This is a genomic window from Desulfobaccales bacterium (assembly GCA_041648175.1).
In the GTDB taxonomy this organism is placed as follows: domain Bacteria; phylum Desulfobacterota; class Desulfobaccia; order Desulfobaccales; family 0-14-0-80-60-11; genus 0-14-0-80-60-11.
In genome coordinates this window covers 52,626-67,065 of record JBAZPO010000018.1, presented here as the reverse complement: position 1 = coordinate 67,065, position 14,440 = coordinate 52,626, and the positions used below count along the sequence as shown (strand labels likewise).

Annotated in this window: 15 protein-coding genes; 12 read left to right on the top strand and 3 right to left on the bottom strand. The window is 57.8% G+C overall.

Going from position 1 to position 14,440, the window contains the following annotated elements; genetic code table 11:
* Positions 1-33 precede the first annotated feature (33 nt).
* The 5 genes from WC600_15395 to WC600_15375 all read left to right on the top strand — a co-directional run bounded on the left by WC600_15395 (position 34) and on the right by WC600_15375 (position 6,152).
* Positions 34-1,401: a nitrogenase component 1 gene (locus tag WC600_15395; GenBank protein MFA4904116.1), complete on the top strand. Its 1,368-nt coding sequence runs from the start codon at positions 34-36 to the stop codon at positions 1,399-1,401.
* A 39-nt stretch (positions 1,402-1,440) separates the two neighbouring features.
* Positions 1,441-2,712 carry a nitrogenase cofactor biosynthesis protein NifB gene (nifB, locus tag WC600_15390; GenBank protein ID MFA4904115.1) on the top strand — a complete coding sequence of 424 codons (1,272 nt, stop codon included), beginning with the start codon at positions 1,441-1,443 and terminating at the stop codon, positions 2,710-2,712.
* Between the two features lie 329 nt (positions 2,713-3,041).
* The gene (locus WC600_15385; protein MFA4904114.1) at positions 3,042-3,713 is read left to right on the top strand and encodes a methylenetetrahydrofolate reductase C-terminal domain-containing protein; all 672 of its coding nucleotides are present in this window, start codon (positions 3,042-3,044) and stop codon (positions 3,711-3,713) included.
* Positions 3,714-4,028: 315 nt separating this feature from the next.
* Positions 4,029-5,717, top strand: coding sequence for a putative sulfate exporter family transporter (locus WC600_15380; protein MFA4904113.1), 1,689 nt, complete (start codon positions 4,029-4,031; stop codon positions 5,715-5,717).
* 225 nt (positions 5,718-5,942) lie between these two features.
* Complete coding sequence (locus WC600_15375) at positions 5,943-6,152, top strand: hypothetical protein (GenBank protein ID MFA4904112.1); 210 nt, start codon at positions 5,943-5,945, stop codon at positions 6,150-6,152.
* Positions 6,153-6,225: 73 nt separating this feature from the next.
* Here the strand turns inward: WC600_15375 and WC600_15370 are convergent, their stop codons facing one another.
* Positions 6,226-7,065 carry a 50S ribosomal protein L11 methyltransferase gene (locus WC600_15370; GenBank protein MFA4904111.1) on the bottom strand — a complete coding sequence of 280 codons (840 nt, stop codon included), beginning with the start codon at positions 7,063-7,065 and terminating at the stop codon, positions 6,226-6,228.
* Positions 7,066-7,200: 135 nt separating this feature from the next.
* Between WC600_15370 and WC600_15365 the strand changes: the two genes are divergently transcribed.
* The 7 genes from WC600_15365 to WC600_15335 all read left to right on the top strand — a co-directional run bounded on the left by WC600_15365 (position 7,201) and on the right by WC600_15335 (position 11,821).
* Entirely contained in the window at positions 7,201-7,704 is a 504-nt protein-coding gene (locus WC600_15365; protein MFA4904110.1) for a 3-isopropylmalate dehydratase small subunit, read from the top strand.
* Positions 7,701-8,771: a 3-isopropylmalate dehydrogenase gene (locus WC600_15360; protein ID MFA4904109.1), complete on the top strand. Its 1,071-nt coding sequence runs from the start codon at positions 7,701-7,703 to the stop codon at positions 8,769-8,771. Before WC600_15365 ends, WC600_15360 begins: the two co-directional genes overlap by 4 nt.
* A gap of 235 nt (positions 8,772-9,006) precedes the next feature.
* On the top strand, positions 9,007-10,032 hold the full coding sequence (locus tag WC600_15355; GenBank protein MFA4904108.1) for an aspartate-semialdehyde dehydrogenase: 1,026 nt from the start codon (positions 9,007-9,009) through the stop codon (positions 10,030-10,032).
* Between the two features lie 85 nt (positions 10,033-10,117).
* Complete coding sequence (gene rsmD / locus WC600_15350) at positions 10,118-10,720, top strand: 16S rRNA (guanine(966)-N(2))-methyltransferase RsmD (GenBank protein MFA4904107.1); 603 nt, start codon at positions 10,118-10,120, stop codon at positions 10,718-10,720.
* A gap of 3 nt (positions 10,721-10,723) precedes the next feature.
* Positions 10,724-11,209 (top strand): pantetheine-phosphate adenylyltransferase, encoded by a 486-nt coding sequence (coaD, locus tag WC600_15345; GenBank protein MFA4904106.1) that lies wholly within the window; start codon positions 10,724-10,726, stop codon positions 11,207-11,209.
* Between the two features lie 11 nt (positions 11,210-11,220).
* Complete coding sequence (locus tag WC600_15340) at positions 11,221-11,640, top strand: DUF3842 family protein (GenBank protein ID MFA4904105.1); 420 nt, start codon at positions 11,221-11,223, stop codon at positions 11,638-11,640.
* Entirely contained in the window at positions 11,633-11,821 is a 189-nt protein-coding gene (locus WC600_15335) for a CooT family nickel-binding protein (GenBank protein ID MFA4904104.1), read from the top strand. The genes WC600_15340 and WC600_15335 overlap by 8 nt, the downstream gene beginning before the upstream one ends.
* A gap of 152 nt (positions 11,822-11,973) precedes the next feature.
* On the opposite strand, the gene WC600_15330 is transcribed toward WC600_15335, so the two are convergent.
* Positions 11,974-13,113, bottom strand: coding sequence for an ABC transporter substrate-binding protein (locus WC600_15330; protein MFA4904103.1), 1,140 nt, complete (start codon positions 13,111-13,113; stop codon positions 11,974-11,976).
* Between the two features lie 74 nt (positions 13,114-13,187).
* The gene (locus WC600_15325; protein ID MFA4904102.1) at positions 13,188-14,438 is read right to left on the bottom strand and encodes an AMP-binding protein; all 1,251 of its coding nucleotides are present in this window, start codon (positions 14,436-14,438) and stop codon (positions 13,188-13,190) included.
* Between the last annotated feature and the right edge of the window lie 2 nt (positions 14,439-14,440).

Sequence of the window (14,440 nt, the reverse complement as noted above, 5' to 3'; positions counted from 1 at the left end):
TCACCGATCACTGATTACTAAAAGGAAAAAGCCATGAATACTGGCAAAAACCAAGATCCAGCATACGTCTCCACCACCAACGCCTGCAAACTCTGCAAGCCGTTGGGGGCCTGTCTGGCCTTCCGGGGGATCGAAGGGGCGGTGCCCTTTCTCCACGGCTCCCAGGGCTGCGCTACTTATATGCGGCGCTATGTCATCAGCCATTTTCGGGAACCCATGGACATTGCGTCCTCCTCTTTGGGAGAAAAACACGCCATTTACGGCGGCGGCCCCAATCTGAAGCAAGGCCTCACCAATGTCATGAACAAGTACGGTGCCCGGCTCATCGGGGTGGCCAGCACGTGTCTCACCGAGACCATCGGCGACGATATGCCTGGATTGGTTCAGGAGTTTCGCCGGGAGTTGCATGAGGCCGAATCGCCGGAGATCGTTACGGTCTCCACCCCCAGCTACAGCGGCACCCACATGGAAGGCTTCCATGCCGCGGTCAAGGCGGTGGTGGAACAGATGGCCCAATCGGGGGAGCCCACAGAGGCGGTTAATCTCCTGCCAGGGTTCGTCTCTCCTGCGGATATCCGGTATTTGAAGGAAGTCCTGGCGGATTTCGGGCTTCCCGGGATCGTCCTGCCGGATCTTTCCGACACCCTGGATGGCCCGGCCCAACTGGATTATGACAAGATTCCCGCCGGCGGTACGCCACTTAACGCCATACGGGCCATGGGGGCCTCCCGGGCCACCCTGCAGTTCGGGCGCACCCTGGGGCTGGAAGAGACTGCGGGACATTTACTGGAACAGCGCTTTCGGGTGCCGTGTTACTCCCTGGGTCTGCCCGTCGGCCTCAGGGAGACGGATACCTTTTTCAAGGTGCTGGAAGAACTGGCCGGGCGTATCACTCCTGAGAAACACGCCGCCGAACGCGGCCGCCTCATCGACGCCTATGTGGACGGGCACAAGTATATTTTCAATAAAAGGGCGGTGGTATACGGCGAAGAAGACCTGGTAGTGGGGCTCGTGGCCTTCCTGGCCGAAATCGGCGTAAAGCCGGTGCTCTGCGCCTCCGGCGGGCAGAGCGGCAACCTGGCGCAGGCCGTGGCCGAGGTCACCGAGGGCCTGCTGCCGGAGCCCCCGGTGGTTCGGGAAGGCATGGATTTTTACGAGATTGCCGAAGAGGCCGAGAAAATGGAGCCTGATCTGCTCATCGGCCACAGCAAGGGCTATCATCTGGCCAAGCATTGGAACGCGCCTTTGGTGCGGGTCGGCTTTCCCATTCACGACCGTTTCGGCGGCCCCCGGATTCTGCATCTGGGCTACCGGGGCGCCCAGAATCTCCTGGACCAGATCGTCAATGCCATGATTGAACGCAAGCAAGAAACCAGCCCGGTGGGCTACGGCTATATGTAGGGGCGAGTTTAAAAACCCGCCCCTACGGGGACGCATGTCATGAATACCAAGCTAAATATAGATCGACATCCATGCTTCAATGTCAATGTCAAGGGCGAATGCGGCCGGGTGCACCTGCCGGTGGCGCCTAAATGCAACATCATGTGCAACTATTGCAACCGCAAGTATGATTGCGTTAACGAGAGCCGTCCCGGGGTCACCAGCGCGGTGCTCAAGCCGAAGCAGGCCATCGCCTATCTTGAGCGGGTCCTCGAGAAAGAGCCCCGCATCACCGTGGTGGGTATCGCCGGCCCGGGAGACCCTTTTGCCAACCCCCAGGAGACCCTGGGGACCATTCGGTTGATCCGCCAGCGGTTTCCAGAACTTTTGCTCTGCCTGGCCACTAACGGCCTGGGGCTGCCGCCTTATCTCGATGAACTGGCGGAGCTTAACGTCTCCCACGTGACCTTGACGGTGAACGCGGTGGATCCCGAAATTGGGGCCAAAATTTATAGTTGGGTGCGGGATGGCAAGGTGATCTATCGGGGTATCAAAGCAGCGGAAGTTTTGCTTGCGCGGCAACTGGAGTCCATCCGCGGCCTCAAGGCCCGGGGGATTACGGTAAAGGTGAACACCATCATCATACCCGGGATCAATGACCACCACGTCCAGGATGTGGCCAAAAAGATGGCGGAGTTGGGCGTGGATATCCTCAACTGCATGCCCATGTATCCCAACGCGGATACCCCCTTCGGGGATGTGCCGGAACCGCAGCCTTCGCAGATGACCGGAATCCGCCGGGAGGCTGAGAAGATTATACCCCAGATGCACCACTGCACCCGCTGCCGGGCTGACGCCGTGGGTTTGCTGGACTCCGACCGCACCGACGAATTCCGGGGCTGCCTGTCGGCCTGCGCCAATGCCGTTCCGGCCCCGGCCGACCGGCCCTACGTGGCCGTGGCCAGCCAGGAGGGCATGTTGGTGAACCTGCATTTAGGTGAGGCGGCCGGGTTCCAGATTTGGGGCCCCCAGGACGGCGGCTTCCGGATGATCGAGGTACGGCCGGCTCCCCGTCCCGGCGGCGGCGCTGACCGCTGGTGGGCGATGGCCGAAACCCTGAAAGACTGCCGCGCTGTCCTGGTAAGTGGCATCGGTGACACGCCTCAGGCCATTTTAAGCGAAGCCGGGGTGGAGCCGGTGGTCATGAACGGCTTCATCGAGATGGCCCTACAAACCATTTATGGGAGTGGCGACCTGTCGGCGCTCAAAGCCCGCAAGTCAGGGGTGGCCGGAGGCTGTTGTAACAAAAAATCGGGGGAGGGGTGCATGTAATGCGGTTTTCGGTTTTCAGTGGAACTAACAAAAATGTGCGGCAGGGGCGGGGTCACCCCGCCCTCGCCCCCTCCGGTAGCACAGGCTTTCCAGCCTGTGCTGGTGGTCCTTACCATCCCACTTTTTTCCCCTGGTTTCTCTGATCACTGACCCCTGGCCACTGATCACTGGATTTTCCCACCCCATATTTCACAAGAATAGTTGCCCCCTGAATCAAGATAATTTATAATTGATAAGATGGCTTCGGGCCATGTTAGGTCTCAAGCCGGGGGGCAATCACCGATCCTCCCGGAATTTTTTTATTTGCATTTTTGTAAAGGACGGAAATTATGGTTGTTGGAGAAAGAAAACCCCTCTCCGAAATCCAGGAGATGGTGCGTCCATATGGAAAAATTCTGGTCGCCGGCTGTGACACCTGCACCGCGGAGTGCCTGAGCGGCGGGCGCAAGCAGGTGGCGGAACTGGCCGCGGCCCTGGACATGGCCTTCCGCCTGGAAGGCAAAGAGATGGAGATCCTCGAGGTGACCGTCGACCGCCAGTGCATCCAAGAGTTCCTCCTGGACGTCATCGATGTCGCCGAAAATGCCGACGCGGTGCTCTCCATCGCCTGCGGCGCCGGGATTCAAAGCCTGGCGGAACGCCTGCCGGGTAAGGCAGTGTTGCCGGGCCTCAATACCATGTTCATCGGTGAGTCTGCAGGCGGCGGTTTGTGGCAGGAACGCTGTCAGGGCTGCGGCGACTGTGTCCTGGGTACCACCGGAGGGTATTGCCCTGTGACCCGCTGCGCCAAGGGCCTCCTTAACGGTCCCTGCGGCGGCTCCCAAGGTGGCAAATGCGAAGTCTCGATGACCCAAAAGTGCGACGTGCCCTGTGTCTGGGCCCTGATTTATGACCGCTTGAGCGAGTTGGGTGAACTGGATCGTCTTATGACCTACTGCGGTCCCAAAGACTGGCGCCCCGCCGGGGCCAGCGGCCCCCGGCAATTGGTACGTCAGGTCTAATAAGCTTTTCTGCAAATCTTTATTCCCTTTAGGGGCCGGCAATCGCCGGCCCCTGTTTTATTTCCTGGGGTCTGACAAGCCTGGTTTCTGCCGCCAGGTTCCTTTTCCCAAGGGCCTTGAAAAGCAAATATATAATTAGGATCAATGGGGAATTTTATTGTAAAATAATTTACGAGTTGTCATGCTGTGTTAACGTCCCAGAATTAATCAAGTCATTTAAGATTGGAGGTGAAGAGCAGTCAGTTACTTGCAAAAATGAACATCCCCAACAACTAACCTATCCAGACCCAACAAATGGAGAGGAAGGAGGCTCCTATGAATGACGTGGACAAGTTACTGAAAGATATTAAGGAGACGTTGGGATTACCCGCTGATGCCACTTCCGAACAGGTCAGGGAAGCAGTCAAATCTCTGAAGGGCCGACATGAGGAACTGGAAGCCCTGAAGCTGCAGGCAGAGGCCGAGCAAATGGAGAAGGCCAGCCAATGGAGCGCTCTATGGGGCACCGAGGACTGGCTGGCCGTCTGGATCGGCTTTTTCATTATTATCCTTATCTTATTAGGTCTGAGCGTAAAAACCCCCAAATTTAAATGGACCACGGGCACTGAGTTTGACACTTATATGGCCGAGACCGCCCCGGCCATCGACAAATTGGCGCAGCAGGCTGCCCAAAAGGATGAGAAGGCCTTGCAGGAGCAGGCCCTGGCTCTATCAGCCGGCATCGCCGCCAAAGACCGCAAGGCCATAGGGGCCGCAGCCAAGAAACTGGAGGACGGCGCCAAACAGGCCAAAGACGCGAGCTTGAAGAAGAAGGCCGGGAGTTTGGGGAAGGACATGCGCGGCCAGGCCGGCAACCTCGCGGGCACCGTCTTTTCCTGGGACAACATTCTTCTGGCCATTTATATCGGCATTGCCATTCTGATCCTAAGCATCATCGCCATGGCCCTTATGGGGGAGCCGGTTCTCAAGTTCATTGCCGGTTTTCCCATCGTCTTCATCATCGCCTGGGTGGGCCAGATGCTGGCCGGGAACTATACCGTCCTTTACTACGGTCTTGAGTACGTGATTTGGTGCCTCTTTATTGGCCTGTTTATCAGCAACGTCATCGGCATTCCCGAATGGCTGCTGAAATCGGCGCGCACCGAGTTTTTCATTAAAACCGGTCTGGTCATATTGGGCTCCGGGGTCCTCTTCGGCGAGATCATCCAGGCCGGATTCTACGGTATTGTTCAGGCCCTGGCGGTGGTGGGGGTAATCTGGTACTTCTGCTACTGGCTTTGCCGCAAGTTTGAGGTGGACTCGGATTTTGCCGCCATGCTCTCCAGCGGTGTAGCCATCTGCGGGGTTTCCGCGGCCATCGCCACCGCCGGCGCGATAAAGGGCGATCCCAAGAAGTTGAGCTACGTCACCTCCCTGGTGCTGGTCTGCGCTATTCCCATGTTGATTCTCCAGCCCATGATCGCCAAATGGTGGGGTATGCCGGATGCGGTGGCCGGCGCCTGGCTGGGCGGTACTCTTGATACCAGCGGTTCCGTGGTGGCGGCCGGGGCGCTGATCAGCGAGGTGGCCATGAAGGTGGGGGTCATCGTCAAGATGTCCCAAAACGTCCTCATCGGCGTGGCCGCCTTTATCCTCTCAGTGGTCTGGACCTTCAAGGGCCGGACCGCCGCCGGTGTGGAAGAAAAACCCAGCCTCATGGAAATCTGGTACCGCTTTCCCAAGTTCATCCTGGGGTTCATCATCTCCTCCCTGGTCTTTTCTTTCCTGCTGGACCCCAAGACCGTGAGCGCGGTCAAGGGAAGCCTGGGGGGCCTGCGGACCTGGTGGTTTGCCCTGGCCTTCACCAGCATCGGCCTGGAGACCCACTTCGGCGACCTGGTGAAGATGGGAGGAGGCCGGCCCGCCGCAGCCTTCTTCATTGCCCAGGGAGTCAATGTCTTTTGGACCCTGATTCTGGCTTACCTGCTTTTTGGCGGCATCATCTTCCCCGCCTTCAGTTTCTAGAAATCAAGCCCTGAGCTTCAGGTCTTAAATCAGACTCAAGGCCCCGGAAAGAAAAATCCGGGGCCTTGGCGCCTTTAGGGGTATTTTAATAACGAAACAATATCCGACATCTCTTTGCCCCTGAGGATTCAAAATCGTGGTAGCGATTGCCAAAAGCTCTTCCCTTATATTCCCCTCTCCCCTTGAAAGCCGCCGCTGGCCGGCTAGCCGCCAAAGGAGGTTGTTATGACGGAAGAATCCAAATTGCCGCCTGAAGAAGCGCCGGTGGTGGAACCGCCGATGGAAGCTAAACTGATCGATGAATTGCAGAAGATGGAATATGAGCCGCTGCTGCCGGTGGAAAAGAAACTCATCGGCTGGAGCATCGCCATCGGAGTGGTGGCTCTGGGCTTCTTATTCTGGCTCAGAAATACCTTTTTTCCCGGAAGTCATTAAGCTGGACCGCTAAAACGAAACAAGCCCCGGACCGCACGCCGTCCGGGGCTTATTTTGTCATAACGGACCGGCATTAGAGCTGTCTCCCGCCTCGGGCCAACACTGTAAACCACAAATTTTCATCAAGGGTCGCCACTTCCCTGAGGGGAGTCTCCCGCAGGCGTTTCAGAAACACCTCGAGCTGCGTACCCAGGATGCCGGAGAAGATGTACCAGTCTTTGTTGAGAAATTCCGGGATATCCAGAAGGTCCAGAAGCACGTCCAGGTGGATGTTGGCCAGGACCAGGCCAGCGGGCAGGTGGGCGAAATGGCGGGCATCGGCCTGGATGAGGTGCACCTCAGGGGCCCGTTGATTGTGCTTCAGGTTTCTCGCCGCAGTGCGTACCGCCAGTTCGTTGTACTCTACCGCCACAACCTTTTCGGCTCCCAGGGCCAAAGCGGCCAGGGCCAGGATGCCGGTGCCGGTGCCCAGGTCCAGGACTTGCCGGGGAGTATCGGTGTCATAGACCCGGCGCAGCAGTTCCAGGCAGCGGCGGGTAGTGGGGTGATAGCCGGAGCCGAAGGCCAGACCCGGCTCCATGCGGATGACGATCTCACCGGGCGCGGGCACCGGAGTCTCCCACACCGGACAGAGATGAAACCCGGCCATGGACGCGGCCTGTAGAGGTTGGCCGGACTCCCAATCGGAGTATTTAAGTTCGGTCTCGGAGGAGTAACGGGCCTCGAGCAGCGACTCCACCCAGGCTTTGACCTGGGATTCTCTGGGACTGCCAAAGAAGAGGTACGTATAATCCCCCTCCCGCCAGCACCCCAGAAAATCCTCCCCGGTGAGGGCATCCGGCGGATAGACCCGGCCCTCGATTTCATAGATGAAGAGTTTTTCCGGCGGCGGCATGGTCTTACATTTAACCATAACGGCGCCAAGACAGCCAAGAAAAAACCAAATCGCTTTTGGGAACTTTTCGTAAGTTTTTTCGAAAAGCCATTGCCTCTTGGCGCGTTTTATGGTTATTTTGATAGATTAAAACCAAATTAAGGGAAGCCCTTTATGGAACTCAAAGGGAAAGTGCACAAGTTCGGCGATGACGTCAACACCGATGAAATCATTCCGGCCCGGTATCTCAACACCTCCGACCCAATGGAACTGGCCAAACATGCCATGGAGGACGCGGACCCGGAGTTTGTCAACAAGATGAACCCGGGGGATTTTATCGTGGCCGGCAAGAATTTTGGCTGCGGCTCCTCCCGGGAGCACGCCCCCATTGCGCTTAAGGCCGCGGGGATCTCCGGCGTGATTGCCGGAAGCTTTGCCCGGATCTTTTATCGCAATGCCTTCAATATGGGGCTGGCGATTTTTGAGTCTCCGGAGGCCGCGGCTGCCCTCAAAAACGGCCAGGAGATCAGCGTAGATATGGATAGCGGGGTCATCACCGATCTCGCCACAGGCAAGAAATACAGCAGTCAACCCATTCCGCCGTTCATGCAACAATTGCTGGCGGCTGGTGGCCTCATGGCCTTTGTTAAAAAGCATCTGGAGGCGAAATCAGCATGAGTTCATATAAGATCGCGGTCATTCCGGGGGACGGCACCGGCCCGGAAGTGGTGGCCGAAGGCATTAAGGTGCTCAATGCCGTGGCTGGTCCCGCGGGCATCAAATTCGACTATACCTATTATGACCTGGGCGGCGAGCGCTACAAGCGCACCGGCGAGACCCTGCCGGATTCGGTGATCGCCGAGTTGCGGCAATTCCCGGTAATTTATCTGGGGGCCATCGGTCACCCGGATGTGGCGCCCGGCATCCTGGAGAAAGGCATCTTGCTTAAGGCCCGCTTCGAACTGGACCAGTACATCAACCTCAGGCCCGTGGTGCTTTACCCGGGGGTGGAGACGCCCTTGAAGGACAAGGGCCCCGAGGACATCGATTTCGCAGTGGTCCGGGAGAACACCGAAGGCCTGTACGCCGGAGCCGGAGGATTCCTGAAATACGGCACCCCGGATGAGGTCGCCGTCCAGGAGTCCATCAACACCCGGAAAGGGGTGGACCGCTGCCTGAAATTCGCCTTTGAGTTGACCCGGAAACGCAACCGGGCCAAGAAGCTGACCCTGGTGGCCAAGACCAACGTGCTCACCTTTGCCTCCAACCTGTGGTTTAGGGCCTTTGAGGCCATGGCGCCCCAGTATCCGGACGTGACCACCGATTACGCCCACGTGGACGCCACCTGCATGTGGTTTGTCAAAAATCCCGAATGGTTCGACGTGGTGGTGACGGATAATCTGTTCGGCGACATCATCACCGACCTGGGAGCGATGATCCAGGGCGGCATGGGCGTGGCCGCGGGGGGCAACATCAACCCCGAAGGGGTCTCCATGTTCGAACCTATCGGCGGCTCCGCCCCCAAGTATACCGGCCTTAATGTGGTCAACCCGCTGGCCGCCATCGGTGCGGCCCAACTGATGTTGGAGCAACTGGGTGAAAGCAAGGCCGCAGCCGCGGTTGAAGCCGCCATCAAGAAGACCGCGGCCAACGACATGCAGAGCATGGCCGCGGGCAAGATGGGCCTATCCACCAGCCAGGTTGGCGATAAGGTGGCCAAGTACGCGGTGGAGTTGATAGGATAATTGAATTACTTAACTATAGGGCGGCCCGTGGCCGCCAGAAATCGGCGTGCACGGCACGCCCTATAATTACTGTTTTAAAAAAGCGAGTTGCAAAAAGATGTCATTCTGAGCGTAGCGCAGAATCTCTTATTTTAAAAATGGGAGATCCTTCAATTCGTTAAGGATGACAGGGAACCTTTGCTGATAGCTGAAAGCTAATAGCTGACAGCTTATGATACCAGGAGACTTACTAGTTATGAGTGGCACATATAAGGTCGCGGTAGTAGGGGCCACCGGTGCGGTGGGGCAGCAGATGGTGGCCTGTTTGGAGGAGAGAAATTTCCCGGTAGCCGAGCTGATTCCGTTGGCGTCGGAGCGCTCCGTAGGCCGCGCTGTGTCTTTCAAAGGCAAGGAAATTGCGGTCCGAGTGCTGTCAGCAGATTCTTTTACCGGCGTGGAGATCGCCCTGTTCTCCGCCGGAGGCAGCATCAGCAAGGAATACGGCCCCATTGCCGCCCGGGCCGGCGCGGTGGTGGTGGACAACTCCAGCGCCTGGCGTATGGACCCGGACGTCCCCCTGGTGGTCCCGGAGGTCAATCCTCAGGATATCGGCCTCTACACCAAAACCGGCATTATCGCCAACCCCAACTGCTCCACCATCCAGATGGTGGTGGCGTTGAAGCCCCTGCACGATGCCGCTCAGATCAAACGGGTGGTAGTATCCACCTATCAGGCGGTGTCCGGCACCGGCCAAAAGGCGGTGGATGAGTTGGCGGAGCAGGTGCGTGCCCTGATAACCTGCCAGGATGCCAAGCCTAAGGTCTATCCCCACCGCATTGCTTTCAACTGTCTTCCCCACATCGACGTTTTCCTGGAGAACGGCTACACCAAGGAAGAAATGAAGATGGCCAACGAGACCACGAAGATCATGGGGGATGACAGCATCGCGGTGACGGCCACCACGGTCAGGGTGCCGGTGTTCTATGGGCACTCGGAAGCGGTGAATATCGAGACCGCGAGCAAGCTTACCCCTGCGGAAGCCAGGGATATTTTGGCCAAAGCGCCGGGGGTGAAGGTGGTGGATGATCCGCTGCGCAACAAGTACCCCATGCCTATAGACGCCGCGGGCCAAGACCTCACCCTGGTGGGGCGCATCCGGGAAGACTTCACCATCGACAATGGTCTGAACTTCTGGGTGGTCGCCGACAACCTGCGCAAGGGCGCTGCCACCAACGCGGTGCAGATAGCCGAGATTTTGATTCGGGATTATTTGAGGAAGTAGCAGGTTTCAGGTGTCAGGTTCCAGGTGTTAGTAAAGATAAACCTGATTCAGCTCATTCTAAATTCTGAAACCTGGCACCTGAAACCTGAAACCTGACTGCTCCGAAGGAGCATCAATGCGCATCATCGCCGGCGTATTCAAAGGCCGCCGGCTGGCCCCGGTAAAAGGCAGGACCCGGCCCACGTCCGCCAAAGTCCGGGAGGCGGTGTTCAATATCCTGGGGCCTGCGGTTGTCGGCGTGAGGGTGCTGGACCTGTTTGCCGGCACCGGCGCCCTGGGGATCGAGGCCATGAGCCGGGGAGCCTCTGCTGCGGTATTTGTGGAGGATCACCCCGAGGCCGTCAAGGCGTTGCGCCGCAATCTGGAAGATTTGGGATTGCCAGGACAAACCAGGGTCTGGCCCCTGCCGGTGACCACAGCCTTAAAAAAATTGGCGGCTCAAGGTGACCGCTTCGGCCTGGTCTTCCTGGACCCGCCCTACGGCGGCGGCAAGGCTCCGGCGGCTTTGGACGCCCTGGCCGAACTTAATCTGCTCTCAACCGAGGCCTCCGTCGTGGTGGAGCACAGCCGGAGGGACACCCTGCCGGAAGAGAGCGGTCGTCTGAGGCGCACAGAAGTGCGGCGCTACGGCGATACCCAGGTGGCTTTCTATCTGCTGGAAGAATCAGCCCAACAGGAGCATGAGTAACTGATGCCCGATATCGCAGTCTATCCCGGCTCATTCGATCCTATTACCAATGGCCATCTGGACCTCATCCAGCGGGCTTTAAAGGTCTTTGACCGGATCATCGTGGCCGTGGCCACCAACGCCTTTAAAAAGTCCCTCTTCACCATCGAGGAGCGCATGGAAATGATCCGAATATCCCTGGCGGATTACCCCATGGTCTCCATTGATACCTTTGACGGCCTGTTGGTCAATTACGCCCGGGGTCAGAAAGCCAGGGCCATCCTGCGGGGCCTCAGGGCAGTCACCGATTTCGAATACGAGTTTCAACTGGCCATGATGAACCGCCGGCTGGAGCCCGAAATTGAAACGGTATTTCTCATGACCGGCCTGCGCTGGGTCTTCTTAAGTTCCAGCATCCTTAAGGAAGCCGCGGTGCATGGCGGGAATATCGAAGGCATGGTGCCGGAAATCGTGTTTCACCGTCTCAGAGAAAAATTCGGCTTGGAATAAGGACGAATAACGTGCGCATCTGCGTCATCGACGGGCAGGGAGGCGGCATCGGCGCCGCGCTGATTAAACGCCTGAAAGAGGTATACCGGGAGGAGCACGAAGTCATCGCGCTGGGGACCAACGCCGTGGCCACCGCCCAAATGATGAAGGCCAGGGCCAACCGGGGCGCCAGCGGCGAAAACGCCATTGTCCGGACAGTGGCCGGGGCCGACGTGATTCTGGGTTGCCTCTCCATTGTGCTGGCCAACGCTATGATGGGGGAAGTGACCCCCAAAATCGCCGAAGCCATTGCCTCGGCCCCGGCCCGGAAGATTTTATTGCCCCTTACCCAGGAAGCGGTGGAGATCGTCGGCCTGATGCCCGAGCCTCTTCCCCACCTGGTGGACAAGATCGTAAGTGAGAAGTTAAAGGAGATCATCGACCATGTGTGAAGCGACCGCGTACCTGTTGAAAAACGGCCAGGAAGAACTGATCTTGAAGGATGTGGACGTCGTCGAACCCGATGGCGACAACGTCAGGTTAGTCAATATTTTCGGCGAACAGAAGATTTTGAAGGCCGAAATCCACAGCCTCAATCTGATCAATCATAAGGTTTTACTGGTGGAGAAATAGCCGTTTTCTGTTTTCGGTAACTGCAATAACCGATTAATATTCTTGCCATCTGTCTTGGTCAAAGACCTGTTTGATGTTTAAACTGCAAAAATAGAGGCAGGGGGGGTTCGCCCGCCCTGCCTTTCCTGTCAAGAAATAACGAACCGCCGTTATTACTTCACGATCACGTATTTGCCATCTTTGACTTCCAGGATATAAACCCCTTCCGTCCCGGCCCGCACCACATCGTGCTCTTTATTAAACGACAGCTTGCCGGTAACGCCGTCATAGTCCTTCACGTTGTCTAAGAATTTTTTGATCCCGTCAGCGGTAGGCCCATCTTTCTTCATGCCATCCAGGAGCATGGAAGTGGCATCGTAATGGAGGGCCGCGAACATGATGTTATAGGGATCATTGTTTTTCTTCACCAACTCTTCGTAATTCTTTTTAAAAGCCTTATTTTTGGGGGTGTCATAGTTTTCGTCATACTCGCCCCCGATGACATGGCCCTCGGCCCCTGGTCCGGCCAATTGTATGTAAACCGGGTCCATATCCCCGTAGACTCCCAAGATCTTCTGTTTCATACCCAACTGCCGGGCCTGGGCCGCGGCGGGGGCGGTTTCCGGGGTATAACCCGGGATGAACAAGAAATCGGGGTTGGTGGCCATGATCTTGGTGAGCTGGGCCTTGAAATCCCGGGACCCCCGCATGAAAGACTCCGTGGCCACCACCTTGATGCCGTTCTTTTCAAAGAATTTGGTGAAGAGGTCGGCGCACCCCTTGCCATAGGGTTCATTGGAGAAAAAAATGGCCACGGTCTTGGGCTTCCAGTTTTTCACCACGTAATCGGACAGGACCTGGGCCTGCTTGTCGATGCGGGAACAGCCTCGGTAAATGTAATCACCGTAGCCGCTGAGCTTAGGGGTGGTGGCGGTGGGGCTGATTTCCACTACCTTGGCCTCGTTGGCGGTTTTGCCGGCGGCCATCATGCCGCCGGAAGTCATGGGGCCGACAATGGCCACCACTTTGTCGACGTTAATGAGTTTTTGCACCGCGTTCACCGCGGCGGCTGGGGAGTCTTTCTCATCTTCCACAATGAGTTCCACCGGCCGGCCATTGATGCCGCCGGCTTTATTGAATTCGGCCACCGCCATCTCCACGCCCCGGCGAGAGGGGGTGCCATGTTCAGCGCCGATGGACAAACGGAGCACGGTGCCGATCTTGATGGGCTCGGGCGCACTCCAGGCCAGTCCGGCAGTTAATAGGGTAATAGCCAAACCCGCTACTATTAAGATTCTGCTCAACTTCACCATCTGCACATCCTCCTTATTTTTTTCTTATAGGCCATTTCCGACAAAAAAAAAATAGAAATGTGATCCGTTGGCCCCTATCGGGCCGCTTCCTCCTTCAGAATTATCCGGGCGTTAATGCCCAGGTGGTCCGCCAGATGACGCCGGGCCCGGCGGCACAGGCATTCCAGAGCCTTGATTTCGTCGGAGAAAAACACTTCTTCCACGGTCAGTTCGATATCTAAAATCTCCAGGCCTTCCTCAGACACCACCCGGTATGAGAATTTCGGCGGGTGGCCCTGGAGGGCTTCGGCGAGCAGGGCGCCGATCTGATCCGGATGCACCTTGATGCCGCCCACAGAGAAAATGGGGTCCGTACGTCCGGCGATCTCGCCCAGGCGCACCAGGGTGCGGCCGCAGGCGCAGGGTTCCTGAATGAGGGAAGTGCGGTCGCCGCTGCGGAAACGGACCAAGGGGAAGGCCACGGTGCTTAAGGTGGTGATCACCAGTTCCCCTTGGGTGCCGGGCGGGACTGGCGCGCCGGTTTCGGGATCGATGATCTCCGGGTAGAAATGGTCCTCGGAAAAGTGGAGGCCGCCATCGGCTCCGCAACTGAAGGCCAGACCCGGACCCATTACTTCCGTGATGCCATAGGCCGTAGCGCAGGTGACCTGGAACCCCGCCTCGATCTCCCGGCGCACCGCCTCAGGCAGCGGGGACGCCACCAATAGGGCCTTTTTCAGGCTCAGCTCCGCCGGGGTCAGGTCCATGCGGGCCATTACCGTCAAAAGGTGCCTGGCCACAGGGGGCGTGGTGACCAGGACCGAGGTCTTGTAATCCCGCATCACCATGAGTTCTTTGGCAAAATTGAGGGTGGCCGGCGGGATCACCGAGGCTCCCAGGTATTCGGCCCCGGCCTGGAGGTCCCGGCGCCAGTTGGCCAACCCTTGAGGCAGGATGATTTGTAAGATGTCTTCCCGGGTGATGTCCGCGGCGGTGTAAAGGCGAGCCAGCAACTCCAGCCAGAGCTTGATGTCCTGGGCGGCGTAGCCTACTACCAGGGGCTTCTCCGTGGTGCCGGGGGAGGAGAGGATACGGACGATGTCCCTGAGCGGCACGGCGAACAGGCCGTAAGGGTAGTTCTCCGACAGGTCTTCCCGGGTGGTGCAGGGAAGCCGGGTCAGATCACTCAAGCTGCGGATACCGTCGAGGTTCAACCCTAAGCGGTCGAACTGGCGGCGGTAGAACTTCACCTGGCGGTAAGCCCGGGTGAGGGTGCTCTGGAGGCGCTCCAGTTGGAGCAGTTCCAATTCCCCGCGGATCATGGCCTCAATTTCCGGATGGCGCATGT

What these genes read in the sequence shown, in the direction of transcription:
- WC600_15325 (MFA4904102.1), bottom strand. Translation starts at nt 14,438, where the DNA reads ATGCGCCATCCGGAAATTGAGGCCATGATCCGCGGGGAATTGGAACTG.
- WC600_15375 (MFA4904112.1), top strand. Translation starts at nt 5,943, where the DNA reads ATGACGGAAGAATCCAAATTGCCGCCTGAAGAAGCGCCGGTGGTGGAA.
- WC600_15365 (MFA4904110.1), top strand. Translation starts at nt 7,201, where the DNA reads ATGGAACTCAAAGGGAAAGTGCACAAGTTCGGCGATGACGTCAACACC.
- coaD (MFA4904106.1), top strand. Translation starts at nt 10,724, where the DNA reads ATGCCCGATATCGCAGTCTATCCCGGCTCATTCGATCCTATTACCAAT.
- WC600_15360 (MFA4904109.1), top strand. Translation starts at nt 7,701, where the DNA reads ATGAGTTCATATAAGATCGCGGTCATTCCGGGGGACGGCACCGGCCCG.
- WC600_15370 (MFA4904111.1), bottom strand. Translation starts at nt 7,065, where the DNA reads ATGGTTAAATGTAAGACCATGCCGCCGCCGGAAAAACTCTTCATCTAT.
- WC600_15385 (MFA4904114.1), top strand. Translation starts at nt 3,042, where the DNA reads ATGGTTGTTGGAGAAAGAAAACCCCTCTCCGAAATCCAGGAGATGGTG.
- nifB (MFA4904115.1), top strand. Translation starts at nt 1,441, where the DNA reads ATGAATACCAAGCTAAATATAGATCGACATCCATGCTTCAATGTCAAT.
- WC600_15355 (MFA4904108.1), top strand. Translation starts at nt 9,007, where the DNA reads ATGAGTGGCACATATAAGGTCGCGGTAGTAGGGGCCACCGGTGCGGTG.
- WC600_15395 (MFA4904116.1), top strand. Translation starts at nt 34, where the DNA reads ATGAATACTGGCAAAAACCAAGATCCAGCATACGTCTCCACCACCAAC.
- WC600_15380 (MFA4904113.1), top strand. Translation starts at nt 4,029, where the DNA reads ATGAATGACGTGGACAAGTTACTGAAAGATATTAAGGAGACGTTGGGA.
- WC600_15330 (MFA4904103.1), bottom strand. Translation starts at nt 13,113, where the DNA reads ATGGTGAAGTTGAGCAGAATCTTAATAGTAGCGGGTTTGGCTATTACC.
- WC600_15335 (MFA4904104.1), top strand. Translation starts at nt 11,633, where the DNA reads ATGTGTGAAGCGACCGCGTACCTGTTGAAAAACGGCCAGGAAGAACTG.